Here is a 26070-nt window from a genome sequence, read left to right on the forward strand (position 1 = left end):
CAACAGGAGGGAATAACAATGAGCATTTTAAAATTAGCAAGTAAAAAATCTAAAAATGGATATACATTTAAAGTTGATTTTAGATATAAAACTAATGGCATAACAACAAGATATGTTAAAAGTGGTTTTCTAACAAAGAAAGAAGCTAAAGAACATGAGGAAGATATAAAAGCTCAAATAAGATTATATGGACAAGTAAAGAAGATTTACAAAGGTACTTTAAATATGGTCTTTAATGAATGGTTAAAGGTTGATAGTGAACAGTTAGCATATAATACAATTTGCCAATATAAACAAACTTATAGCAAATATATAAAGAATACTATAGGAAAAGAAAAGCTTATAACACTTAAATATAAAGACTTACAAGCATTTATAAATGAAGATAATTTAAGTTGGCATGTTTGCGGTGCTATTAAAAGAGTGTTAAATATTGTATTTAAATATGCTATTAAAAATGAATATATTGAAAGTAACCCAATTCAATTTATAAAAAATACTAAAGTAAAAGATAAAAAAGAAAAAAACAACTATATCACAAATGGAGACTACCAATCATTAACAAATAAATTAAATCAAGGCACTTTCAATGATAAAGCTTTATCTATTGCTATTAGTATTGGGTATTATACAGGTTTTAGAGAAAGTGAAATATTAGCATTAAATAAAAGCGACTTTGATTTCATCAACAATACTATAAGCGTTACTAAACAAATAGCTAATAGATACGCTAAAACAAAAGATATAACAATCACACCACTTTTAAAAACTGAATCTAGTTATGATCTAAATTATCCTTTAGCGAGTGAACTTAAAGAAATATTATTAAAATGGTTTGATGTTAACCCTTATGAAATTGTTGTATGTAATAAAAAAGGTTTATATTTCAACCCAATAAACGCACAATCTAAAGCAAAAAGAGTAGCGAACTCTTTAAATATTGAGGGTTTCCATTTTCATATGTTAAGACACACTTTAATAACAAATGGACATAACAAAGGACTTGATATTAAAGCTATGCAAGAACTAGCAAGACATGGTAATATAAATACAACATTAAATGTTTACACACACCTTAACCAAAAGGATAAAATAAAAGCTTTAAATAGTGTTTTTGATACAAATTACCCTAAAAATACCCCAAAAATTCAAACTAGAGAAATGCTATCATAAAAAAAGCCTTATATATCAAGGCTTTCGAGAGATTTTATAAAAAAAAGTATTCATACTGAAAAATGTGATTTTTTTAAAGGAGAAAAAATGGAAAACAAGAAAAAGAAATTAATTATAGGACTTATACTCATTATTATATTAGGTGCAATTGTTTTCTATTTAACAGGTCATCTTACTAAAACAACAATTTGTAAAGGAACATTAGATATGATTACAGATGAAGAAGTAGAAGTTATATCTAGTGATGATAAAGTTAAAGAAACAAAAACGAAAGTAATTTATGATTATACAGATTATGTATCAGAAAGTTATCCAATTTCTTATTATAAAGATTATATAAAAAATAGTAATACATTTTATAAGAACGTAAAAGGTGTTAAAACTTCTTTAAAGGTTGAAGGAAATAAGATTATTTATGAAGTAGATATTCAATATAGTCAAGATTATATGAAGGATTTAGTAGAAGCAGGGCTTGTAAGTACAAATGGTAGTTATAAAGATATTGATTATATATCTTTAAAAGATACAATAGAAAACCAAAAATCAGCAGGGTTAACTTGTAAAGAAAAATAAAGGCAAATGCCTTTATTTTCAAGGAAATCAACTCTTATTTAGATAACTTATATCTATTTAGGGGAGGAAAATAGAGGGAATATATAAGTTATCTATTTATATTATGAACAGATGTTTAAATTATATACAGGAGGAGATAAAATTTGAAAATTAGAGATATAGAAATTAAAAATTCTGTCATTATGGCACCAATGGCTGGAATTACTAATATGGCATTTCGTAAGATTGTAAAAGAGTTTGGAGCTGGACTTGTATATTCAGAAATGGTCAGTGATAAGGCAATCTGTTATGGAAATCAAAAGACAATAGAAATGTTACAAGTAGATGAAGGAGAGCATCCTGTTAGTATTCAATTGTTTGGTGGAGAAGTGGAAAGTATGGTACAAGCAGCCAAGTTTATTGATGAACATTCTAATTGTGATATTATTGATATTAATTGTGGATGTCCAGTGAATAAGGTTTTAAAAGCAAATGCTGGAAGTAAACTTCTTCAAAATCCTCAATTAATTTATGATATTGTCAGTAATATTGTTAAAAATGTAAGTAAACCTGTTACAGTTAAAATTAGAAGTGGTTTTGATAAGGAACATATTAATGCGGTAGAAGTAGCGAAATTAATTGAAAAAGCAGGAGCTAGTGCCATTGCTGTTCATGGTAGAACACGTTCACAAATGTATGAAGGTCATGCTGATTGGTCAATTATTAAAGCGGTTAAAGAAGCAGTTAGTATTCCTGTTATTGGAAATGGTGATATTAGAAGTGTAGAAGATGCTAGAAGAATGCTTGAAGAGACAGGCTGTGATGCAATTATGATTGGTCGTGCAGCACTTGGAAATCCTTGGCTTATTAAACAAGTTGTAGAAAGTTTAGAACATGGAACAGATATACCTGAACCAACTTATAAAGAAAAAATAGCATGGTGTTTAACACATGCTAAAAGGTTGATGACGATTGAACCTGAAAGAATTGCTATGTCACAAATGAGAGGACATGCTCCTTGGTATATCAAAGGTTTAAAAAATTCGTCTGCTGTTAAAAATGAACTTTCAAAAGTAAATACGTATGAAGAATTAGAAAAAATTCTTAAAGATTATGAACAATTTTTAGATACGTTATAAAAGGATGTCACGACATCCTTTTATTCATTAATCAATAAGCGTATTGTTTTATATAAATGAGGTTTAAATTCTTCTATTGGAAGTGGATGACTTTCAACAATAGAAGTAAAAACTGTAGAACTTACAAGTTCAATAATCATAAATAAAGTCATCTCAGGATATTCTAAAGGAATATCCTTTTCTTTTACTTCATTTACAAATAATTCCTTGATTCCTAATTCTTCACTATCTAATAAATCAGTTAATTTTTCACTATATAGTCCTAAAGATAAGTTCTTTTGAATAAACTTAAGAATGTTAGGTCTAACAATTAATTCATTAATAATAGAATCTATAATAAAAACAATCTTATCATCTAAACGATCAAATTGTTGTTGAGTAGCTTCCTTACATGCTTTGGAAAATAATTCATGAGATGTTTTAGCTAATAAAACATCTTGAAGTTCGTATTTATCTTTAAAATATAAATAAAAAGTTCCTTTAGCAATACCTGCATCTTTAACAATATCTTGAATAGAAGTTTTTTTAATTCCTTTTTCTGAAAATAAATGAAGTGCAGTATTAAGCAGTTTACGTTCTTTTTCTTGTTTATTATCATTTATTTTTGATTTTATCTCTTTAATTGCCATAAAAACACTCCCTTTAGCATTTATTTTAGGGTGAAGAATTAAAAATGTCAATGAATTAATTAAAAAAGTGACTTTTAGTCATTTATATATTGACCGATGGTCATTTTAGTGCTAGTATCATTTATGACCAAAGGTCATTTAGGAGGAGAACTATGAAAAAGCTAGGAGAAATCATTGGTAAATTTGTTGTTAAACACAAGATACTTATCGTGATTGCATCAGTTATTCTTTGTATTCCATCTTTATTTGGATATATCAATACTGATATTAATTATGATATTCTTGTTTATTTACCAGAAGACATTGATACAATGAAAGGACAAGATATACTAGCTAAAGATTTTGATATGGGATCTTTTGCGATATGTGTTGTAGAAAATATGTCTTCTAAAGATATCTTAAACTTAGAAGAGAAGTATAAAAAAATAGATGGTGTTGTTAAAGTTATTTCCGCAAATGATTTAATAGGAACAACAATACCTCAAGAAATGTTACCAAGTGATGTGACAAAGCAGTATAAAAAAGGAAACAGCGAACTCATGTTGGTAACATTTAAAGATAGTACAATTGCGATCGATGCAATTACTCAAATGAGAGAAATTACAAGTGAAGAGGTCGTTAAAATAGGAGGAATGTCAGCATCTACATTAGATACAAGTATTGTTGCTGATAGTGAAATTATTACTTATGTTATTGTCGCTGTTATTTTAGTTTTAATTGTTTTAATGGCATCGTTAGATAGTTATGTTGTTCCATTTCTATTATTAGGAAACATCGGACTAGCAATTCTTTATAATATGGGATCTAATATTTTCTTAGGTCAAATTTCATATATTACAAAGGCAATTGCTGCTGTTTTACAATTAGGAGTTACAACAGACTTTTCAATTTTCTTATATCATAAATATGAACAAGCAAAAACAAGAGTTAAAACAAATAATGAAGCGATGACACTTGCTATTGGAGATACACTTGTTTCTATTGCTGGAAGTTCACTTACAACGATTGCTGGATTTTTAGCTTTATGTACAATGCAACTTACATTAGGTTCAGATATTGGAATTGTTATGGCTAAAGGTGTCTTTATTGGTGTTCTTTCAACAGTTACGATCTTCCCAGCATTTTTATTAGTATTTGATAAACTTGTCTTTAAGACAAAACATAAACCAATTATTCCATCATTTAATGTAATTAAAAATTTTGTAATTAAACATTATAAAATTATTTTATTAGTCGCATTAGTTATTGCTTATCCAGCTTATTATGGAAATGCACATGTTAAAAGTTATTACAATCTAACAAAAGATTTACCACAGGATTTAAAGAGTTGTGTGGCTAATAGTGAATTAAGTGATGAATTTGATTTAGTTGCTTCGCAAGTTATTTTAGTAGATAAAGGTATTAAAGATAATGATTTAAATCAAATGGTTGATGAAATAGAAAATGTTGAATCTGTTAATCTTGTTTTATCACCATCACAGTTATCTGACTTAGCTATTCCTGATGAAATGATACCTGATGATGTTAAAGATATCTTTGAAAGTAATCGTTATAAAATGATATTTGTCAATTCAACAGAAGAAATTGCAACCAATAAATTAAATAAAGTCATTGATAAGATAGATCATATTATCAAAAAATATGATAAAAATGCTATAATGGCAGGGGAAGGTCCATGCATGAAGGATTTGGTTAATATAGCAGATGAAGACTTTAGAAATGTAAGTATTGCATCTATAGGAATTATTTTTATCATTATGTTATTTGTTTTAAAATCAGTTTCACTTCCAGTATTGTTAGTTTCTGGAATTGAACTTGCTATCTTTATCAATATGGCAATCAGTTATTACACAGGTGATGTTTTACCATTTGTTGCCTCTATTGTTATTGGAACAATTCAACTTGGAGCAACAATTGATTATGCTATTTTACTTACAACGAAATATTTGGAAAATAGAAAAAATGGTATTGATAAGATTAAAGCAATGGATAATGCAATTAGTAATTCTGCAGGTTCAATCTTTGTTTCTGGAATGTCATTCTTTGCAGCAACATTTGGAGTAGGAATGATTTCTAAATTGAATATGATTGCATCATTATGTAATTTAATGTCTAGAGGAGCACTTATTTCAATGTTTATTGTTATTTGTGTTATACCAGCAATTTTACTTGTATTTGATAAAGTAATTATTCATACTTCTATCGGTTTTAAACAATTAAAAAATAAAGGAGAATGTTAACATGAAAAAAGCAAAATTAATCACATCTTCAGCAGTTGTAATGACAATGGTCATGAGCTCAATTGTTCCTGCCTTTGCCTATTCAAAAGAAGAAACAGTTTATAGTAAATTAAAAACTAATGGTACAGAAAAGACAACTGTTGTCTCTGAACATCTTATCAATGATCAAAATGAAACATCATTAGATGATCAATCATCATTAAAAAATATTAAAAATGTTAATGGTAAAGAAACATTTAAACAAGATGGTTCTAGTTTGGTATGGCAAACAACAGATGGACAAGATATTTATTACCAAGGTAAAACAACAAATTCATTACCTGTTTCAATGAAAGTAACTTATAAATTGGATGGTAAGAAAATGAAGTTAAAAGATATGCTTGGTAAAAAGGGTAAAGTAGAAATTCAAATTGATTATACAAATAATGAAAAACAAACTGTTGATGGTAAAGAACTTTATGTTCCTTTTGTTGTTACAACAGGAACAATGTTACCAACAAAAACAGATTCTAATATTGAAGTAACAAATGGCAAGGTTATTAGTAATGGTTCTTCTAATATTATTATGGCAGTTGCTGCCCCTGGATTATCTAAAAATTATGATAATAATGAAGAATTAGAAAAATTAAACTCTGTAACTATTAAATATGATACAACTAAATTTAAATTAAATAGTTTAATGTCAGTAGCAACACCATCATTATTATCTGAAACAGATATTAATTTTGATGATTTAAATGATGTTTATGATAGTGTAGATACATTAAATTCATCATTTGATCAAATTATTGCTGGTGGGCAAACATTACAATCAGGCTTAAAACAATATGCTTCTAAATATAGTGAATTTGATCAAGGTGTAGGATCTTTAAAAACAGGTGCAGCTTCTGCTCTTGTAGGATCACAAAAATTAACAACAGGTATTGAAACATTATATAATGGTTTAGTCACTTTAGATGGAAAAAGTGCAACTTTAGTTGCAGGAGCAAAACAAGTATTTAATACATTATTAACAACAACACAAACACAAATTAATAATCAATTGGCTACTACAGGAATGTCTATTGAATTAACAATTGATAATTATCAAACAGTTTTAAATGGTTTAATGGCAAAATTACCAGCAGAAAATCAACCATCAATCAAAACAGCTTTAGCACAATTAGATTCATATAACAAATTCTATCAAGGATTACAAAGTTATACAGATGGAGTTGCTCAATTAAAAGAAGGAGCTAAGAGAGCTGTTGATGGTTCTAAACAATTAAGTGAAGGATTATCTTCATTAAGTGATGGATCTGATACTTTAGTACAAGCAAGTAGTCAATTAAAAACGGCATCAAATCAATTAGCTCAAGGTAGTGATGCTTTAGTTGATGGTTTAACTTTATTTAAAAGTAAAGGTTTAGATAAGATTTCTAGTGTTTTAAATGATACAGTGAAAAAAGATGTAGATACAACACAAAAACTTGTTGATTTAGCTAATGATTATAAAACATTTGCAGATAGTAAAGATGGTGTAGAAGCTAAAACTAAATTTATCATGATTATTGATTCAAAATCTAAGAAATAGAATTGGATTTCCAATTCTATTTTTTTACAAATTAAGATAAAAGGTTTGAAGATAAAACAATATTTTATTATTATGATAAGTAGTTAGAGAAAAACGTTGATTTCATGCGCTTTTTCTTAAGAAAAACACTTTACAAATAAAAAAAATGGTATAGAATACTTACCAAGGAGGAAGTAAAAACTGAGGTTTTGAAGTGAGAGAATATGAAAACAATGATCGAAGTACAATACCAAGAAAAGAATGTTAAAGATGGTGATTTAGATAAATACGTTAAAGAAACTTTAAAAGAACAAGGTGTAAAAACAACAGAAGTTGAAACTTTAAATATTTATTACTTACCTGAAACTGCTAAAGTTTTCTTTGTAGCAATTAAAAAAGATGGTTCTGAATTAAAAGGTGAATTAGATGTTAATGCTATGCCTGAATATCCAGAAGTTGTTAAAAAACCAGCTGCAAAAAAAGCGCCAGCTAAAAAAGCTCCTGCAGCAAAAGCACCAGCTAAAGCTGTAGCTGCTAAAGAAGCTAAACCAGTTGTTAAAAAAGCAACAACTGCTAAAAAAACTACTAAAAAATAATAGAGGAGAACCGAGAGGTTCTTTTTTTATGCTTAAATTTTCTAGATAATCTAGAGAGAACAACTTTAGTGAGAAAAAATTTTTTATAAAAGTGTTATAATTTTGTAACAAATCAACACTTTAAAAAGTATTACTAATGAAGGGAGGTTTTTAAATATGGAAGAAGTTATTCAACGGGAAAAAGATCTTGTTTATCGTCTTGCCTTTAGTCAATGTCATCAAAAAGATCAGGCAGATGATATTTTTCAAAATGTAATGTATCGTTATCTTAAAAGAAAGCCTAGTTTCAAATCATTAGAACATGAAAAAGCATGGTTTATAAGAGTTACACTAAATTGTAGTAAAATATCTTTAAAATCCTTATGGAATAATAAAGTAGAAGAAATAGATGAACAAACTTATATTTTTGAAAAGAAAGAAATTGATTTAAAACCATATTTAAATAAACTTTCTAAAAAACATAATGCTGTTCTTTATTTATTTTATTATGAGGGATATTCGACAAAAGAAATGGCTAGCATTTTACATATCAAAGAAAATAATGTACGTGTTTTATTAAATAGGGCAAGAAATCAATTAAGAAAGGAGATAGAAGCTGATGAAAAATAAATCATTTGAAAACTATTATGATGATATACATGTAGATGATTCACTTCTCCAACAAATACCTATAAAAAAACATCATTATTTAAAACCAATTCTTGTTATTTCTTGTTGTCTTTTGTTATTTGTTTGTATTTTTCAAAATAAACAAATAAGCAAAGATACTTTAGAAGTTCTTGCTTATAATCAAAGTTATAATTCTATAACAACTAAAGCGACACCAATGGATTATTATCTAGTTCATGATCAAGTAGATTCTAATGAAACACAAGTAAAAAAGAAATATGAAGATAAATATTTATCTAAAAAAGCTGATTTTAAACAATCTAAATTAGATATTAAAGATTCTTATCTTAATGGTTATCTTACAACAAGTTATTTTACTGTAGATGTTCATAGTGATGAAATTGAAGCAATACGAATAGTTCAAGGTAATAATCCTTTAGAAATACAACTAGGTGATAAAATATATCAAAATAATACAATCATACCTTATAAAACATATCGTAAATATTATCATACAAAAAAAGGCTTAAAGGTTATATGGAAACCTGATGAAAATATCTTTAATCAAGATTTTGAAGATATCTCAGATCAATTTAGAATAGAAGTAGAATATAAATCGAAAGAAAGTAAACTTTTTGAAATTGAAGTATCATTTAATAAAAAAGGACAAATGTTTGTTCAAAAAAGAAAAACAAGACGTACAGAAATAAATACGGAATTAAACAATTCAAAACAAAAATACTTAAAATTTAGTACTTTAAGTGAATCAGAAACAATCAAAGAACTAAAAGAAATTCTACCTCAAGAAGTAATAGATGAATTGATGAAAAATGGTTATGTTTATGAAAATAAAAAAGAAAGATATTTTAATTTTAGTAATGATAAAGATAATCCAACATTAAGAATAGATGTAACTTATGACAATAATAACAAAATCATTCAATATGTATCAAAAGAATATGGTTTTACAGAAAATATTCTATCAACAACTAAAAAAGATCCAATAGATGTTATCAAACATGCACAAGAGATTCTAATAAACCAACAGTTACCACTTACTAAAGTTATACTTCCAAGTCATTATAGTGGAGGAAACTATGAAGCCTATGTTGATAAATATTATCAATATGTCATTCAAACAGATAATAATATGCTTGTACAAATTGAAAAAAGAAAAGAGAATGATATTACAATCAAAGAGGTAGAATCAACTATTTATGATTATGATGATATTGCATCCGCTATTAATACAATTATTGATAACTTTAAAGATTGGAAAGGATGTACTTTAAAAGAAATCTATTATGCAGGAGATGATGAAAAGTATTTTAAAGAAATCAATCAACAATATGGTGGAAAAGAAGCGATTGTTTTATTATCAAAATTTGATGTTGATGGATCAGGTGGAGATGGATCTTTAAATCCCAATAGTACTTATGATCATTGGAATTGGTTATTAATAAAAGATAAACATGGAAACTGGAAAGAAGTTGATCATGGTTATTAAAAAGAAGAAAAATTATTTTCCAAGAAATGTAGGTGAGAATATGAAAGAGAAAAAAGATAGAATTTTGTTTAATTATTTTATTATTGGTTTTGAAATATTTATATTTATTTGTTTAGAAGGAATGATTTATCCTGTAAGGAATACGGATGAATATTATTGGGGTGGTTATCAATATTTTAGTTTTATTTGCCTTGTACTACTTATCATGATTATTTATAAAATAGTTCAAACGATTTCTTTAAAGAAGGGGGATTCTATAATGGAATATGTAACATTAAGCAATGGCTTAAAAATGCCTATGGTAGGTTTTGGAGTATTTAGAGTACCAGATAAAAAAGAATGTGAAGAATCAGTATATCAAGCTATTAAAGCAGGATATCGTTTAATTGATACAGCTGCAGCTTATTATAATGAAGATGCAGTAGGTACAGCAGTTAAAAAAGCAATCGCTGAAGGTATTTGTACAAGAGAAGATTTATTTATTACTTCTAAATTATGGGTACAAGATATGATGGATTATGAAAGTGCTAAAAAAGGAATTTGTGCATCACTTGAAAAAAGTGGTTTAGAATATTTTGATTTATATTTATTACATCAAGCTTGTGGTGATTATTTTAGTGCTTGGAGAGCGATGGAAGATGCATATCAAGAAGGAATTTTAAAAGCAATTGGGGTATCTAACTTCTATCCAAATATTCTTACAAACTTCTGTGAAATCGTTAAAGTAAAACCAGTAGTCAATCAAGTAGAACTTCATCCATATTACACACAAGAAAAAGCTCTAGAAACAATGAAATATTATAATGTTGTTCCTGAAGCATGGGCACCACTTGGTGGAGGAAGATATAATCCATTTGAAGATGAAATGTTAAAAGGAATTGCAGCTAAATATAATAAGTCTGTAGGACAAGTAATACTTAGATGGAATATCCAAAGAGGAGTCATTGTTATACCAAAATCAACACATGTAGAAAGAATTAAAGAAAATATAGATATCTTTGATTTTGAATTAAATGAAGAAGAAATGAAACAAATCTCATCATTAGATATGGGTTATTCAGGATCAAGAGCAAAACATTTTGAACCTGATTTTGTAAGAATGGTATTAAATAATAAGATTCATGATTAATGCACTCAGGTGCATTTTTCATTATTAAAACTAATTTTATCGCTTATATTGACAATAAATTTGAATTAAGTTAAGATAACGAAGTAGAAATAAAGGCAATGAATAGACAAGTAATAATAGTCCTTCATTCAAAGAGAGTCTTGGTTGGTGGAAAAGATAATGAAACTATTATGAATAAAGACTAGGAGCTGCATCTTGGATGTTTTGATAAGATGACGTAAGCCACGTTATAGGCAAGACTATTAATAGATAGTTATTGAGGTTAATAGGGTGACCTATTAATGAATTTGGGTGGTAACACGATTTAGCTCTCGTCCCATGGGATGGAGAGTTTTTTATATTTTAGGAGGATATTATGGAAGAAAGAAAGTTTAGTGAACAAGAACTTGTTCGTAGAGAAAAGATGCAAGAACTTATTGACAAAGGGATTGATCCTTTTGGTCAAAGATTTGATGTAACAGCTTATTCAAAAGGTATTAAAGAACAATATGGTGATAAAACACATGAAGAATTAGAAGAAATGGCTGTAGAAGTAGCTGTTGCTGGTAGAATTATGACTAAACGTCGTAAAGGTAAAGTATGTTTTATGCATATTCAAGATAGAGATGGACAAATCCAATTATATGTAAGAAAAGATACTATTGGTGAAGATGCTTATGAAATCGTTAAAAAAGGTGATATTGGAGATATTATTGGGGTTAAAGGTACAGTATTTATGACAAATACTGGAGAATGTTCAATTAAAGTAAGTGAATATACACATTTAACAAAAGCATTACGTCCTTTACCAGAAAAATTCCATGGTTTAAGTGATATTGAAGAAAGATATAGAAGAAGATATGTTGACTTAATCATGAATGAAGATGCTAAAAAAATTGCGTTTACAAGACCAAGAATCATTCGTTCAATTCAAAATTACTTAGATAGTAGAAATTATGTAGAAGTAGAAACTCCAGTTTTAAATCCAATCTTAGGTGGAGCAGCGGCAAGACCATTCGTTACTCATCATAATACATTAGATACTGATTTCTATTTACGTATTGCGACTGAATTATCTTTAAAGAGATTAATTGTTGGGGGTATGGATGCTGTTTATGAAATTGGACGTTTATTTAGAAATGAAGGTATGGATAGAACTCATAACCCTGAATTTACTACAATTGAAGTTTATAAAGCATTTAGTGATCTTGAAGGAATGATGGATTTAACTGAAGGTATTATTTCTAATGCAGCTATGGAAGTTAATGGAACTTATGAATTAGATTATAAAGGACATCATATTTCTTTAGCTCCAGGATTTAAACGTGTTTCTATGACAGAAGCTATTAAAGAAAAGACTGGTATTGATTTCAATGAACATATGTCATTTGAAGATGCTAAAAAATTAGCTGAAGAACATGGTATTGAAGTAGAAGCTCACTTTGGTTATGGACATATTATCAATGAATTCTTTGAAAAATATGTAGAAGAAACAATTGTAGAACCAACATTTGTATATGGTCATCCAATTGAAATCTCACCACTTGCTAAAAAGAATTTAGAAGACCCACGTTTCACACAACGTTTTGAATTATTCATCTGTGGAAACGAATATGCTAACGCATTTACTGAATTAAATGATCCAATCGATCAATATGAAAGATTTGCTGATCAATTAAAAGAAAAAGAATTAGGAAATGACGAAGCAAACGAAATGGATTTAGATTACGTAGAAGCTCTAGAATACGGTTTACCACCAACAGGTGGAATGGGTATGGGTATTGATAGATTAGTTATGTTATTAACTGGACAAGAATCTATTCAAGAAGTTATCTTATTCCCTCAAATGAAACCAAGAAACAAATAAAACAACAATAAAATCAACATTTTTTTGATTTTAAATTTGTGATTAACACATCAAAATAAGACACATCTATTGATGATAAATATACTTAAAATAGTACTTATTTAGGTATAAAAATCATTAATTAGATGTGTCTTTTCTTATTAAAAGTATATATTATAGCTAATTGGTTTTAATATGTTAAAAAGCATGAGTAGACAAATTTCTAGATAAAATATTATAATAGCAATATGAATGAAAGAAATTACACAATATTAAAATATTTAAAAGAGAACGGCGAATATGTGACTTCAGAAAATCTAAGTGCGTTATGTAATGTAAGTACCAAAACAATATTAAAAGACATTAAATTAATAAATGAAGACATGAAATCAACAAAGAATTATATTGATGTCAAAACATCTCAAGGATTAAAATTAGTTATTAATAATGTTGATGAATTTATTAATTTATGTAATTCCTATCGCTCTTTACAAGATTCTTTTGTTTTTAGTGTTAATGAAAGAGAAGATTGGATTCAAAAATATTTGATAGAGTCTAATGATTGGGTTAAATCAGAAACATTATGTGAAATGCTATTTGTTTCTGCTTCTGTATTGTCGCAAAATCTAAAGGGAATTAGAAAATCACTGTCAAAATATGATTTAAAATTAGTACAAAAACCACATTATGGAATGAGAGTAGAAGGAAGAGAATTTAACAAGAGATTATGCTTAGCAGCAATATATATTTCTTATATTGATCAACGCGATGATTTTCCAGGAAATCAGTTTAATTCTAATGATTTGTTAATGATTCAAAATATTAGTCAAATTCTTGAAAATGTAATGGTCAAATATCAAATTTCAATGTCAGAAGTATCTGTTCAAAACTTTATTATTGTTATTTTTGTATCATTAAAAAGAATTAAACAAGGTATTTTATTGAAAGCTACAGAAGAAATGATTATTGATATTTCTCGTTGGACTGATAGTGTTGTTGCTGTAGAATTAGCAAAACAAATTCATAAACACTTAGGAATTGAGATGAGTGATCAAGAAATTGTGTCTCTTTCAATACATTTAGCATCAAAGAGAATTATTAGAAATTTTGATGAAAGTATTCATCGTATTATCAAAGATTTTGATGTTAATCAAATTGTAAATACTATGTTAGTTAATATTCAATCACAATGGCACATTGATTTTTCTAATGATAATGAATTAAGAGATTACTTACTTTTACATCTTATTCCATTAGAGGTTCGTTCAAGATATAATGTAGTTCTTCGTAATCCGCTTATTGATAAAATAAAACAACAAAATATATTGGCTTATCAATTAGCTGTTGCTGCATGTAATCATCTTGTAGATTATCATGGAAATAATTTAAGTGATGAGGAAATAGGATATATCGCGTTACATTTAGAACTTGCTCTTCTTAGAAAGAAAATAAAAGATAAAAAGAACATTCTTTTAATGTGCGGTGTAGGAAGAGGAACATCAAGTACTTTAGCGTATCAGATAAAGGAAATGTACGGAAAATTTATAAATGAAATTCAAACGGTTGATTATATTGGAATTAAAAGTTATGATTTTGAAGATGTTGATTTTCTTATAACGAGCACACCGATAAAAAATAAGTTGCCTATACCAGTAATAGAAGTTAATTATTTTTTAAATAATAATGATAAAAAAAGAATACTCTCCTTTTTGGATGATCAAGATAGTTTTCATATGCAAGAAGTAATTAAGAGGAATTTAATAATTAAAAATATTAATGAAGAAACAAAGGAAGGAGTTCTTTCTTATATTATAAAAAATACTTTAGGAAATGAAAGTATTTCAAAAAAATTGATTGAAGAGGATTGTATAGGAAACTATGAATTAGAAAATATGCTCGCCATCTTATCTTGTTGTGTTGATGAACCAAAGACAAAAATTATTATAGGTATTTTATCAAAACCTATTTTATGGAATAAGAAAAAAGTACAACTTGTTATTATACCGCTTATTGGTAAAAATATAGGGATAAAAATCTTAGATTTATATAAGGAACTTTCTTATTTTGCGGATAATTCTAACTATATAAAAAGAATTATAAAAAAACAAAACCAAGAAGAAATTATAAAAATATTTAATGATATTGAATTGAAAATATAGAAAAAGAATTGGTAATTTATCAATTCTTTTTCTATATTTTGAAAAGTTCCACAATAAAATGGAATTTATATACATTGAGTTCTATAATAGAGGTTTTATAATTACATATGAAAGATATAGATAGATCTGCAGAAATAAATTCTTATATTTTTTAGAGAGAGAGGAAAAAAATGAAAGATAAATTACAAAATGTTTTGTTATCAATAAGCTCAAAAGTCGAAACAAATAAATATCTTGGTTCGATTAAAGAAGCATTTACGATGTTTGTACCGTTTATTATTGTTGGTTCATTTGGTAGTATGTTAAATATATTAGTATCTGGAGCTAATGGCTTGGCACAATGGGTTCCATGGTTATCAAATTTATCTCCAGCATTTACAGCGATAAATTTTGTGACTATTTCTTGTATGTCATTACCAATTGCATTTTTAATTGGTTATAAACTTGCTGAAAAAGAAAACTTACCACAATTAGAAAGTGGGTTAATTGGATTATTAAGTTATTTAGCTGTATGTCCAAATACAATAAGTACAGTGGTCGAAGGTTTAAAAGATCCAGTTGTGGTCAATGGATTAGGTGCAGGTGTTATTGGAGCACAAGGACTATTTGTTTCAATGATTATGTCAATGGTTGCTGTAAAATTTTTTGGATTATTGACTAACATTGATGCTATTAAAATTAAAATGCCAGATTCGGTTCCAACAGGAATTGCTCGTTCATTTAATATTTTAATCCCTATTTTCATTATTATTACTGCATTTTCAGTTGGGGGATGTTTATTTAATACATTCACTGGTAATTATTTAAATGTTTGGATTTACAATATTATTCAACTTCCGTTACAAGCGTTAGCAAATACAACAGGTGGTATTCTTGTTCTTGCATTAGCAAATCAATTATTCTGGTTTTTAGGTATTCATGGTGGTATGGTTATTGAAGGAGTTAGAGGTCCTTTATCTGCTGCTGGACTTGCAGAAAACATTTCTGCTGTACAAGCTGGAGGAGTTGCAACAAATATTTTAACAAGAGGTTTTTGGACTAGTTTCGTTGTTGTTGGTGGAGGAGGAATTACTCTATCATTATTAATAGCAATTTTCATTTTTTCAAAACGTGAAGATCATAAATCTATTGCAAAATTTTCATTAATTCCTGGTATTTGTGGTATTAATGAACCAGTAGTTTTCGGTTTACCTTTAGTATTAAATCCAATCTTTGCAATTCCATTTATACTTAATTCAGTTATTGCAGCATTTATTGCTGTAGTTGCTACAAATATAGGATTTTTAACTTGTGGAGTACTTGATTGTCCACCAGGGTTACCAGTATTTGTAACAGGATTTATTAGCTATGGAATTCATGGAATTATTGTTCAAGCTATTATTTTAATTGTTACATTTATTATTTGGGTTCCATTTGTTTTGATGTCTAATAAACAAGCCAAACTTGAACAAAAATAAAATAGTTTGTTCTTTAAAAATTGTTTAATTAATGTAAAACGAAGAAGGAGTAAATGAAATATGAGTTTTCCAAAGAATTTTTTATGGGGTGGTGCTACTGCCGCTAATCAATATGAAGGTGGATGGCAAGAAGGTGGCAGAGGAATTGCTGTTCACGACTTAATAACTAATGGAACTAAGGATGAACCTAGACGTATTTTTTGTAAGAATGATCAAGGTGATGAAGTGACAATCCAAATGGGAGAATGCATTCCTTATGGATATGTTGGTTTCTTAAAAGAAGGGTATTATTACCCAAGCCATCAAGCTACAGATTTTTATCATCACTACAAGGAAGACATTGCTTTAATGGCAGAAATGGGATTTAAAACGTATCGTCTTTCGATATCGTGGACAAGAATATTTCCTAACGGTGATGATGAAACACCTAATGAGGAAGGACTACATTTTTATGATAATGTTATTGATGAATTAAAAAAGCATAATATAGAACCATTAGTAACAATTTTACATTTTGATATGCCTTTAAATTTAGCTACTAAATATGGTGGATGGATCAATCGTAAATTAATTGATTTTTATTTAAAATTTGCAAAAGTTCTTTTTGAAAGATGGAAAGATAAAGTTACTTATTGGATTACCGTTAATGAAATAAATGTATTGGGTGGTTATTGGACACTTGGATTAGCTTCGAATCATCGTAAAACTGGAGCTCATTCTAATCAAGGAGAAACACCATTAGAAGATGCGGGAATTAAGTTTCAATCAATTCATCATATGTTAGTTGCCAGCGCAATGGCAAATAAAATGGCAAGAGAGATCAATCCACATTTTATGTTAGGTACAATGTGTGCACTTTCTGGAATTTATCCTGCGACTTGTCATCCAGATGATGTATTTGGAGCATATGAATTCAGAAGAAAAGCATTGATGTTTAGTGATGTTACTTGTCGAGGATATTATCCTAATTATGCACAAGCTATTTTTGATGAATATAATTTTAAATTAAAGATGGAACCTGAGGATGAAAAATGGTTAAAAGAAAACACATCTGATTATCTTGCATTTTCGTATTATCGAACAACTGCATTTGATCGTTTTTCTCCTAATACGACAACTACTGGTGGACAACAAGCATCACCAAACCCATATTTAGAAAAAACACCTTGGGGATGGCCAATTGATCCAGAAGGATTAAGATTTGTTTTAAATGAATTATATGATCGTTATCAAAAACCATTATTTATAGTAGAAAATGGAATGGGAAATGATGATATATTAGAAAACAATGAAATTCACGATGACTATCGTATTTCTTACATTAGAAATCATATAAAAGAATTAAAAAAAGCAATAGAAATCGATAGAGTTGATGTACTTGGCTATACTCCATGGGGATGTATTGATATTGTTTCTGCTGGAACAGGAGAAATGAAAAAAAGATATGGTTTTGTATATGTTGATTTAGACGATTTAGGCAAAGGTAGCTTAAAAAGAATAAAAAAAGATTCTTTTTATTGGTATAAAAAAGTTATTACAACAAATGGTGAAGAATTAGACTAAGGTATATTTCCTTCCTTATAAAAATTTATATACCTTATGTTATTTTGAACTCATTTATCAATAATATAAAAGAAGAAAAAATAAAGCGATTGTGATTATATAAAAGATGAAAGCAAAACCAATAAATAAGTTGGACATGAAAAAATTAAGAAGAGCACTAATAAACCTAGATAAATAGGAATTGTTGGTGCCTTTTAATTTGATGATTTATTAGTGAAAATGAATTTTTTAACTTTTGATAAGGGGATATAAAAGAAGTTGACGGTGGTAATAAGCGATATATAATTATTTTTGTATATAGAGGGGGGATGTAAATGGATTATTATAAACGAGCAAATGAATTAAAAGAAGATACTATTGAAATACGAAGATATCTTCATAAAAATGCAGAAGTAGGATTAGATTTACCAAATACGGTTGAATATGTTATGAAACAATTGAAAGAATATGGAATTCAACCCCCAATTATGTGGACATGGAGTAACTGCAACGATTGGTAAAGGAAAACCCGTTATTTTATTGAGGGCAGATATGGATGCTTTACCGATTACTGAATTAAGTGGAGAAGAGTTTACTTGTACTTCAGGAAACATGCATGCCTGTGGCCATGATATCCATACAGCTATGTTATTAACGGCAGCAAGAATGTTAAAAGAAGATGAAGATCATTTACAAGGAACAGTAAAATTAATGTTTCAAAATGCTGAAGAAGTATTTAAAGGTGCCAATGGTATGATTGAACATGGAATTTTAGATAATCCAAGACCAGATGCAGCAATGGCTTATCATATGATGATAGGGAAAAATCAAGTGGGTACTTATATGTATAATGCAGGGGCCATTATGATGAACTCTGTTGATGAATTTAAAATAATAATTCATGGAAAAGGAACACATGGAGCCTATCCTCATCAAGGAATAGATCCTATAAATATCGGTGTACATATTCATCTCGCTCTACAAGAACTTATTGCAAGAGAAGCAAATCCTCAAGATATATGCACACTTACAATAGGTAAGTTTAATGCTGGTAGTGCAGCTAATATCATACCTGAAAGTGCAATTTTACAAGGAACACTACGAACAAATAATGTTTCAACAAGAGAAAATTTATTAAGTCGTATGAAGGAAGTATGTCATAAAATTGCAGATACCTATCGTGGAACAGTTGAAATCAACAGTACCGCCACTTATGTGTGATTCACAGTTAACCTTAGAAATGGCAGAATATATGTCACAAATAGGAATTGAAGGATTAAAAGGAATACCTAATAGTACAGCAACAGAAGATTTTGCTATTATTTCTGAAAAAATACTGACAACTTATATGATTTTAACTGCTGGATTTATGGATGAACGTGGCGATTATTCTTTACACCATCCTAAAGCACAGATTGATGAAAATGTATGTGTAATTGGTGCGGCATGTTTTGCATATTGTGTAAGTCATTGGCTTGGAAATCATAAAGATAGTTAAATTATAAAATACTTCATCTAAATATAGCTTAAATAATATATAATTTTAAAACATACTTCAGGAAGCAAATATGCTATGATTTATTTACAAATCTGAAAACAATTGCATCAAAATGAAAAGGTAAGGATTGATGGATTCTTACCTTTTCTAACTTTAAAATATTAATTATTATGAGAAATTTTCCTTCATAAACCAATCATAAGATCTATCTGCTATAACTTTAGTTTCAAATAAATCTAATCCACCACCTACAATAGCGCCTACACCAAGTATTAGTTTTTCTAAATTAATAATATCATAATGTAAAAAATTTTATTGCTAAATATTTCTATGTTTTTGCCTTTAATGTTTGTAAATAAATAATGATAAATTTTAAATGTAGATAACAAAGAGGTGTTGTTTAGGCTTTACCCTCTAGTTAGCTAGAATGATAAACTAAAATTAGAGGTGATAGAATAGTTGTTAAAAATTAGGGAATTTTCCAAACTTTGTAAATGCAGTGTTTACACTCTTAGATATTATGATCAAATAGGAATCTTAAAGCCTTCTATCATAGATACAAAATCAGGATATAGATTTTATGATGAAAAACAATTGAATGATTACATAGAAATAAAAGACTTCCAATCTATAGGATTTAGTATATTAGAAATACAAAGCTTTAATTCAAAAACCAATAATGAGATATTACAAATGATTGATGAGAAAGTAGAACAGCTAGAAACAAAGTTGGAGTTATCAATATATATTAAAAAGAAATATTTTGGAGGATATGAAAAATGAAAAGAGGAATAAAGTGCATAATTTTAATATGTATGATTGCTATAATAGGTGGATGTAGTTCTAATAATAAGAAGAATAACACAAATAGTGATTTAGAAAAACAATCAAAAATTAATATAGAAGATATAGATTGGAAAGTTAAACAAGGAATTGTAGATGGTGATCGATATGCATTACTAGATTATACAAATAATACACCTTATACGATTACACATTTTGAATTAACTTTTGAAGAAAAAGATGATTTAAAAGAAGAAGATAAAGAAAAGTTTTATAAACATATAAAAGATGTAGTAAATGCAGATGATGAAGGCATGGAAGAAATAAAAAATAAAAAAATTGAATTTTATGCAAAATCTAATAGAATTGTAAATAAAAATAAAACAGTAAAAAATCAAAGAGTTTATTACTATAGTGGTATATATTATTTACAAGATGCAAGTTATATTAATTTGGCTGATCCATCTACAGCAACTATAGAATATATAAGTAACGATAAAATACATAAAGCCTATTATGATTATAAATCAAAAGAATATACAGAAGATGAAAAGACTGAAAAAGCTATCTATTGGACACAAGGAACATTTAAAGATAAATTACCTAAACCTAAAGCACAAGTTATTAAAAAAGATTATATAGATAATAAGAAAAGTTTTTCTTTTGTTGCATGTGGTTTAACTAAAGATGACTATGATAGCTATGTTGATAAATGTAAGAAAATGGGTTATACAGTGGATGCAGATAATTTTGATGATTCTTATTATGCTAAAAATAGTGAAGGATATAAGATTGATATTCGTTATGATGCAGATGATTTTGAGTTAAATGTTTCAATTTCTGCTCCTAGAACAAATAATGAAAATCAAAATACTACGGATACAACAGATGATGATCAAGAATTGGATGAAGAATAATAATAGAGAATAAACGCAGAAATTTTTCTGCGTTTATTAGTGTTACAGCATTAAGTAATTCGACAAAATATAGTATAATATTACAAAGGTATTATTTTTAATAGGAGGAAAACATATGGATAAAAAAAGAAAAAAGGGGAAAGAAAAGGTAAATATTGTAAAGTTAATTAACAATATTATTGAAAGTAAAATTGCTACAATTTTATTTTTATTTATAGTTGCTGTTATTTGTGTAAAACTTGCTATTTTACCTGCATACAATAAGTATTTTGGAGGGGAAACGACCATAATAACAAAATCAACGTTGACCGATGTAATTAAAACAAGTCAAATTTCAACATATCAAATGACTTATAATGGGGTAGCTAAAAAAGTAAAAAAAGGTGAAAAAAAAGCGGCATATCTTGTTAATTACGAAGCAAATATTAAAGCAGGCGTAGATATGAGGAAAATTGAAATAATGAGTATCGAGGATAACAAGATTTCGATTAAATTACCTGCAATTGAAATAGAGGAACCCAATGTTGATATGCAAAAATTGGATTACATTTTCTATGATAAATCAGAAGATAAAGAAGGGGTAACAAATGAAGCATATAAATTAGCAGTGAATGATGCTAAGACGGAAACTAAAAACAACAAGGCTATAAAAAAACTTGCAGAAGATAATTTAAAAAGGCTTTTAAAAGCTTTGATAGATCCTCTAATTGAAGAAAATGGAAATAAATATACATATGATTGGAGTGTTGAAAATGAAAAATAAGAATCTATGGGTTTTTGGTATTATCATTTTAGTACTTTGTTTTGGAGCAGGAATACTTATTAGACACTCTAATGAAAATGAAAAAAAGGATATTATACCTACGGTTAATAAATTGAGAGGAATTGCAGATTTAGCAACAATTGAAACAACGTATCATAATGTTGCAAAATATGATAATCCAGGGACAGCATTTTTGTTTTTGAAAAATAATAAAAAATTATGGATTGAATATGAAGGAACTGTAAAAATTGGAACGGATATCTCACAATTGCAAATGGAGATGGATGGCAACAAAATAAAAGTTACAATGCCTCATTCTAAAATATTACGAAAAGGAATAAGTATTAATGCGGATTCATTGGATAAAGATCATTATTATTCTGATAAAGAGGGATTATTTGTCAGTGATATCACTTTTGAAGATGAAAAGAAAGCATATAGTAAAGCAAATGAATCAATGAAAAAAGAAACAAAGAAGAATAAAATATTATTTGTACAAGCTGATGAAAGAGCAGAAGAATTGATAAAAAGTTATATTAATAATGTTGGAAAAATTAATAATAAAAAATATACTGTTACTTTTGAATATACAAATGATTAAATTTTGAACAGGTAAGAATTATTATATTCTTACCCGTTTTATTTCATGAGGAGAAATGATATGTTATTTAAAAATAAAGAATTACAAAGTAATTTTGATATAGGAAAAGATTTATCTAATGAACAAGCAAATATTAATTGTTTAGCTGAAGAAATAATAAGAATAACAGAGAAGATATATAATATAGAAGGAAAAATTGTTTGTAGACATAGGGATCAAAATAATAGGGAAGTTTTTGTTGATAGAGTGAGTATTGATGAAGCTACTTGGGATAGAGGAAAAGAAGAAATAAAGCAAATACTTGTAAGAAATGATAAAAGTAGATTTGCTTTAAATAATAGATTAAAGGTTTTTGGTGTTTATGAACCTAGTGAGTCATTAGAATATAAAAAGTATTTACAAGTGCTTTATTTCTTTTATATAATGAATTATTTTATTTTTCCTAAAGAAAATATATTTAAAAGTCTTTCATTAGAAAATGTAGATTATAAAAAAAGTTATGAGGAAGGTGCTTTAAAAGGAAATCATTTATCATTTATTGTTTTAAATTTATTTGATGATGAAGAAGCATTTTATTATTTTTGTAATACTAATAACGAATTTAATAACATATCATATCAAATTGAAAAATTGATTGAAAATATGGCATATAAAAGATTTGATTTAGCTAGTAACGATAAATTAGAAAGTATTATAGAAAACATTATTTATGAAAATCAAATAGAAGTAAAAGGATATAATGTTAATCCAATTATTCAATTAGTAGAACATTGTAATCAATATAATCGATTAGTTTATAGTGTTGATCTTTTAAATAATCTTGATAATAATTTTCAAGAGTTATTTTATACAGAAGAATTTGAGATATTGCCACCTGATATTTGGAAGAATATGCATATTTCATTAGAAGATTTAAATGAATTTTTAATGAGTGATGACTTATTCTATTTTTGTAAACAAACAATTGGAAAAATAGAAAGTAAACAAAGACATAATTTTTTAAATAGTAATGCTGTTAAATTTCTAAGGAATGCTATTGAGTATGATAAACAATGGATTGATACATTTGATGAAAATGAAGGATTATATATAGAAAAGATAGATGATAAATATACTATTTATCCTTTAAAAGTTGCTATTTTTCTAAGAACATATGATGAATTAACAAATAAAAGAAAAGTAAAGATATTAAGTGGAAATAAAAAGTCTCAATTATTAAAATCACTTTTAACGAATAATAATGATCCATTTCCACAATCATTACCAATGCAAATATTTAGTCTAGTTTGTCATTTTCAATATGACAATATTACAAAAGAAATACCATTTGGATTTTATAATTATACAACGTTATTAAGTGAACGACTATTTTGTACAATAATGATTAAAACAACGGAAACATATAATTTTGATATGAATATCAAATACTTAAATACTCTATATGATGATTTATGTGATTTAGTAGAAGTATTAAAATAATTGTTGTTAAATATTAATATCCTTTTTCTTGGATAATTGATATTAAATTTCTTATATTTTAGATATAAAAGAGAAAGTGATAATTAGTCAGTAAAACTAAAGAGAAGAGCAAAAATAGAAATTCAATTTTTAAAGGAGTTATATGAAATAAAGGATAAATTTTTTGATAAAGTAATTTCTGAAAGAAAAAATAAAAATTTAAGCGAATGTACAATAACTTGTGTACTACACGCAAAGTATGGTATACTTTATTTGCAAGTCGGAGAACAATTGCATCAAAACGAAAAGGTAAGGATTGGTGGATCCTTACCTTTTCTAACTTTTAGAGTGGTCTAACACTAGGCTAGTTATCGCTTAAATCTTTTGTCTAACCATTTGCATATGTAATAAACTAACACACCTGCCACGACGGATACTACTAAGTCGGAAAACAATTAACATCACCTCCTTTCAAGGAGGACGATAACAAAATAATTATATCAAATTATGTCAAAAAAGTATGGCTGAACAGTAAAATAAATGGATAAAAATAGTATTTTATAAACTTATAATTAGGGCTTTCTTTTTGTGATTTATTAATTACTTTACAAATTTGCTAATGTTGTATGTCATATTAGCAAGAATGTAAAGCTTAAATCTATCTTGACATGAACTTGGCTTTAGTGGTTACAATGTATATAGGTTAATTTAGGGAGGAAAAAGAAATGGAATATAGTAAAATTGATAAACTTGGTGTTAATCCATCACTATTAGGTTTTGGATGCATGCGTTTTCCTAAAAAGGAAGATGGCACTATTGATGAGGTAGAAGCAGAAAGAATGTTAGATCATGCTATTGAAAGTGGTGTGACTTATATTGATACAGCTTATCCTTATCATGATGGTGAAAGCGAACCATTTGTAGGTAGAGTTTTAAAGAAATATAAAAGAGAAGATTTTTATCTTGCGACAAAGTTACCAATGTTTAAAATTGATTCATTGGAACAAGCAAAAGAAATCTTTGAAGAACAAATGAAAAGACTTGATGTCGATTATGTTGATTTCTATTTATTACATGCTTTAAATAAAGATACATGGAAAAAAGTTATTGATTTAAATATCATTCCTTATTGTGAAGAATTAAAGAAACAAGGAAGAATTAAAAACTTTGGTTTTTCATTCCATGATGATTATGAAGTATTTGAAGAAATTATTAATTATCGTGATTGGGATTTCTGTCAAATACAATTAAATTATATTGATACAGATATCCAAGCAGGAATGAAAGGTTATAAACTTACAGAAGAAAAGAATGTACCATTAGTTATTATGGAACCTATTAAAGGCGGAGCTCTTGCTAGCCTTTCAAATGATATTGAACAAGTTTTTACTGACTATAATCCAAATGTCAGCATTTCAAGTTGGGCTTTACGTTTTGTGGCTTCACTTCCAAATGTTAAAGTTGTTTTAAGTGGTATGTCAACTTATGATCAAGTAGAAGATAATCTTGCTACTTTTAAAGAATTTAAACTATTAGATCAAGATGAAGAAAAACTTGTAGAAAAAGTAGCTAATATGATTAAAGCAAAAACTAAAAATGGATGTACAGGATGTCGTTATTGTATGCCTTGTCCATTTGGAATTGATATTCCAGGTAACTTCAAGTTATGGAATGAATATGGTATGTTAGGTCTTAAAGATACAGCTAAAAGACGTTATACAAATCTAGGAGATGCACAAGCCGAATTTTGTAAGAAATGTGGTAAATGTGAAAAACTTTGTCCACAATCTATTAAAATCAGAGAAGATTTACAACGTGTCGTTCAAGATATTAAGAACTTATAAGAGAATGGCGTTATGTCATTCTTTTTTTTGTATTATGTTTTAGTAAAATAAATAGTGATATGTATGGTATGATGTATTTATAGATAAAAGTGAAACA

General features: G+C 27.5%; 23 protein-coding genes and 1 other annotated feature. Of the genes, 22 read left to right on the forward strand and 1 reads right to left on the reverse strand.

Going from position 1 to position 26070, the window contains the following annotated elements; all coding sequences use genetic code 11:
* The first annotated feature begins 18 nt into the window (after positions 1 to 18).
* The 3 genes from C7U54_RS06170 to dusB all read left to right on the forward strand — a co-directional run bounded on the left by C7U54_RS06170 (position 19) and on the right by dusB (position 2864).
* Positions 19 to 1173 (forward strand): tyrosine-type recombinase/integrase, encoded by a 1155-nt coding sequence (locus tag C7U54_RS06170; protein ID WP_107029665.1) that lies wholly within the window; start codon positions 19 to 21, stop codon positions 1171 to 1173.
* A gap of 87 nt (positions 1174 to 1260) precedes the next feature.
* Positions 1261 to 1746, forward strand: coding sequence for a DUF1307 domain-containing protein (locus tag C7U54_RS06175; RefSeq protein WP_107029666.1), 486 nt, complete (start codon positions 1261 to 1263; stop codon positions 1744 to 1746).
* Positions 1747 to 1889: 143 nt separating this feature from the next.
* Positions 1890 to 2864, forward strand: a complete 975-nt coding sequence (dusB, locus tag C7U54_RS06180) for a tRNA dihydrouridine synthase DusB (RefSeq protein WP_107029667.1) — start codon at positions 1890 to 1892, stop codon at positions 2862 to 2864.
* A gap of 20 nt (positions 2865 to 2884) precedes the next feature.
* Here dusB and C7U54_RS06185 read toward each other — a convergent pair whose 3' ends face one another.
* On the reverse strand, positions 2885 to 3493 hold the full coding sequence (locus tag C7U54_RS06185) for a TetR/AcrR family transcriptional regulator (RefSeq protein WP_022002386.1): 609 nt from the start codon (positions 3491 to 3493) through the stop codon (positions 2885 to 2887).
* A 152-nt stretch (positions 3494 to 3645) separates the two neighbouring features.
* Between C7U54_RS06185 and C7U54_RS06190 the strand changes: the two genes are divergently transcribed.
* The 19 genes from C7U54_RS06190 to C7U54_RS06275 all read left to right on the forward strand — a co-directional run bounded on the left by C7U54_RS06190 (position 3646) and on the right by C7U54_RS06275 (position 25973).
* Positions 3646 to 5733: an efflux RND transporter permease subunit gene (locus C7U54_RS06190; protein WP_107029668.1), complete on the forward strand. Its 2088-nt coding sequence runs from the start codon at positions 3646 to 3648 to the stop codon at positions 5731 to 5733.
* Between the two features lies 1 nt (position 5734).
* Positions 5735 to 7306, forward strand: coding sequence for a hypothetical protein (locus C7U54_RS06195; protein WP_107029669.1), 1572 nt, complete (start codon positions 5735 to 5737; stop codon positions 7304 to 7306).
* Positions 7307 to 7509: 203 nt separating this feature from the next.
* The gene (locus tag C7U54_RS14935) at positions 7510 to 7881 is read left to right on the forward strand and encodes a DUF6465 family protein (protein WP_199664661.1); all 372 of its coding nucleotides are present in this window, start codon (positions 7510 to 7512) and stop codon (positions 7879 to 7881) included.
* Positions 7882 to 8037: 156 nt separating this feature from the next.
* Positions 8038 to 8490, forward strand: a complete 453-nt coding sequence (locus tag C7U54_RS06210; protein WP_107029670.1) for an RNA polymerase sigma factor — start codon at positions 8038 to 8040, stop codon at positions 8488 to 8490.
* Complete coding sequence (locus C7U54_RS06215) at positions 8480 to 9997, forward strand: hypothetical protein (protein WP_107029671.1); 1518 nt, start codon at positions 8480 to 8482, stop codon at positions 9995 to 9997. Before C7U54_RS06210 ends, C7U54_RS06215 begins: the two co-directional genes overlap by 11 nt.
* A gap of 259 nt (positions 9998 to 10256) precedes the next feature.
* Positions 10257 to 11126 (forward strand): aldo/keto reductase, encoded by an 870-nt coding sequence (locus C7U54_RS06220; protein ID WP_107029715.1) that lies wholly within the window; start codon positions 10257 to 10259, stop codon positions 11124 to 11126.
* Between the two features lie 89 nt (positions 11127 to 11215).
* Positions 11216 to 11448 (forward strand) — a binding site (T-box leader).
* A 33-nt stretch (positions 11449 to 11481) separates the two neighbouring features.
* A complete protein-coding gene (gene lysS / locus C7U54_RS06225) occupies positions 11482 to 12972 on the forward strand; it encodes a lysine--tRNA ligase (RefSeq protein ID WP_107029672.1) in 1491 nt (496 codons plus the stop codon).
* A gap of 227 nt (positions 12973 to 13199) precedes the next feature.
* Positions 13200 to 15110 carry a BglG family transcription antiterminator gene (locus C7U54_RS06230; RefSeq protein WP_107029673.1) on the forward strand — a complete coding sequence of 637 codons (1911 nt, stop codon included), beginning with the start codon at positions 13200 to 13202 and terminating at the stop codon, positions 15108 to 15110.
* Positions 15111 to 15280: 170 nt separating this feature from the next.
* Positions 15281 to 16567 (forward strand): PTS sugar transporter subunit IIC, encoded by a 1287-nt coding sequence (locus tag C7U54_RS06235; protein ID WP_107029674.1) that lies wholly within the window; start codon positions 15281 to 15283, stop codon positions 16565 to 16567.
* 60 nt (positions 16568 to 16627) lie between these two features.
* Positions 16628 to 18130, forward strand: a complete 1503-nt coding sequence (locus tag C7U54_RS06240; RefSeq protein ID WP_022002378.1) for a glycoside hydrolase family 1 protein — start codon at positions 16628 to 16630, stop codon at positions 18128 to 18130.
* Positions 18131 to 18444: 314 nt separating this feature from the next.
* The gene (locus C7U54_RS14940) at positions 18445 to 18630 is read left to right on the forward strand and encodes a hypothetical protein (protein ID WP_206603597.1); all 186 of its coding nucleotides are present in this window, start codon (positions 18445 to 18447) and stop codon (positions 18628 to 18630) included.
* Complete coding sequence (locus tag C7U54_RS14945; RefSeq protein ID WP_206603598.1) at positions 18578 to 19330, forward strand: M20 family metallopeptidase; 753 nt, start codon at positions 18578 to 18580, stop codon at positions 19328 to 19330. The genes C7U54_RS14940 and C7U54_RS14945 overlap by 53 nt, the downstream gene beginning before the upstream one ends.
* Complete coding sequence (locus tag C7U54_RS14950) at positions 19290 to 19607, forward strand: M20/M25/M40 family metallo-hydrolase (protein WP_206603599.1); 318 nt, start codon at positions 19290 to 19292, stop codon at positions 19605 to 19607. Before C7U54_RS14945 ends, C7U54_RS14950 begins: the two co-directional genes overlap by 41 nt.
* Before the next feature lie 459 nt (positions 19608 to 20066).
* The gene (locus tag C7U54_RS06250) at positions 20067 to 20390 is read left to right on the forward strand and encodes a MerR family DNA-binding transcriptional regulator (protein WP_107029675.1); all 324 of its coding nucleotides are present in this window, start codon (positions 20067 to 20069) and stop codon (positions 20388 to 20390) included.
* On the forward strand, positions 20387 to 21307 hold the full coding sequence (locus C7U54_RS06255) for a DUF6591 domain-containing protein (protein WP_107029676.1): 921 nt from the start codon (positions 20387 to 20389) through the stop codon (positions 21305 to 21307). The genes C7U54_RS06250 and C7U54_RS06255 overlap by 4 nt, the downstream gene beginning before the upstream one ends.
* Before the next feature lie 115 nt (positions 21308 to 21422).
* Positions 21423 to 22070 carry a DUF4230 domain-containing protein gene (locus C7U54_RS06260; protein WP_107029677.1) on the forward strand — a complete coding sequence of 216 codons (648 nt, stop codon included), beginning with the start codon at positions 21423 to 21425 and terminating at the stop codon, positions 22068 to 22070.
* A complete protein-coding gene (locus C7U54_RS06265; protein WP_162297495.1) occupies positions 22060 to 22671 on the forward strand; it encodes a DUF4230 domain-containing protein in 612 nt (203 codons plus the stop codon). The genes C7U54_RS06260 and C7U54_RS06265 overlap by 11 nt, the downstream gene beginning before the upstream one ends.
* 60 nt (positions 22672 to 22731) lie before the next feature.
* A complete protein-coding gene (locus C7U54_RS06270) occupies positions 22732 to 24150 on the forward strand; it encodes a hypothetical protein (protein WP_107029679.1) in 1419 nt (472 codons plus the stop codon).
* Positions 24151 to 24854: 704 nt separating this feature from the next.
* Positions 24855 to 25973, forward strand: a complete 1119-nt coding sequence (locus C7U54_RS06275; protein WP_107029680.1) for an aldo/keto reductase — start codon at positions 24855 to 24857, stop codon at positions 25971 to 25973.
* The last annotated feature ends 97 nt before the right edge of the window (positions 25974 to 26070 follow it).

It is taken from the genome of Faecalibacillus intestinalis, assembly GCF_003024685.1.
In the GTDB taxonomy this organism is placed as follows: domain Bacteria; phylum Bacillota_I; class Bacilli_A; order Erysipelotrichales; family Coprobacillaceae; genus Faecalibacillus; species Faecalibacillus intestinalis.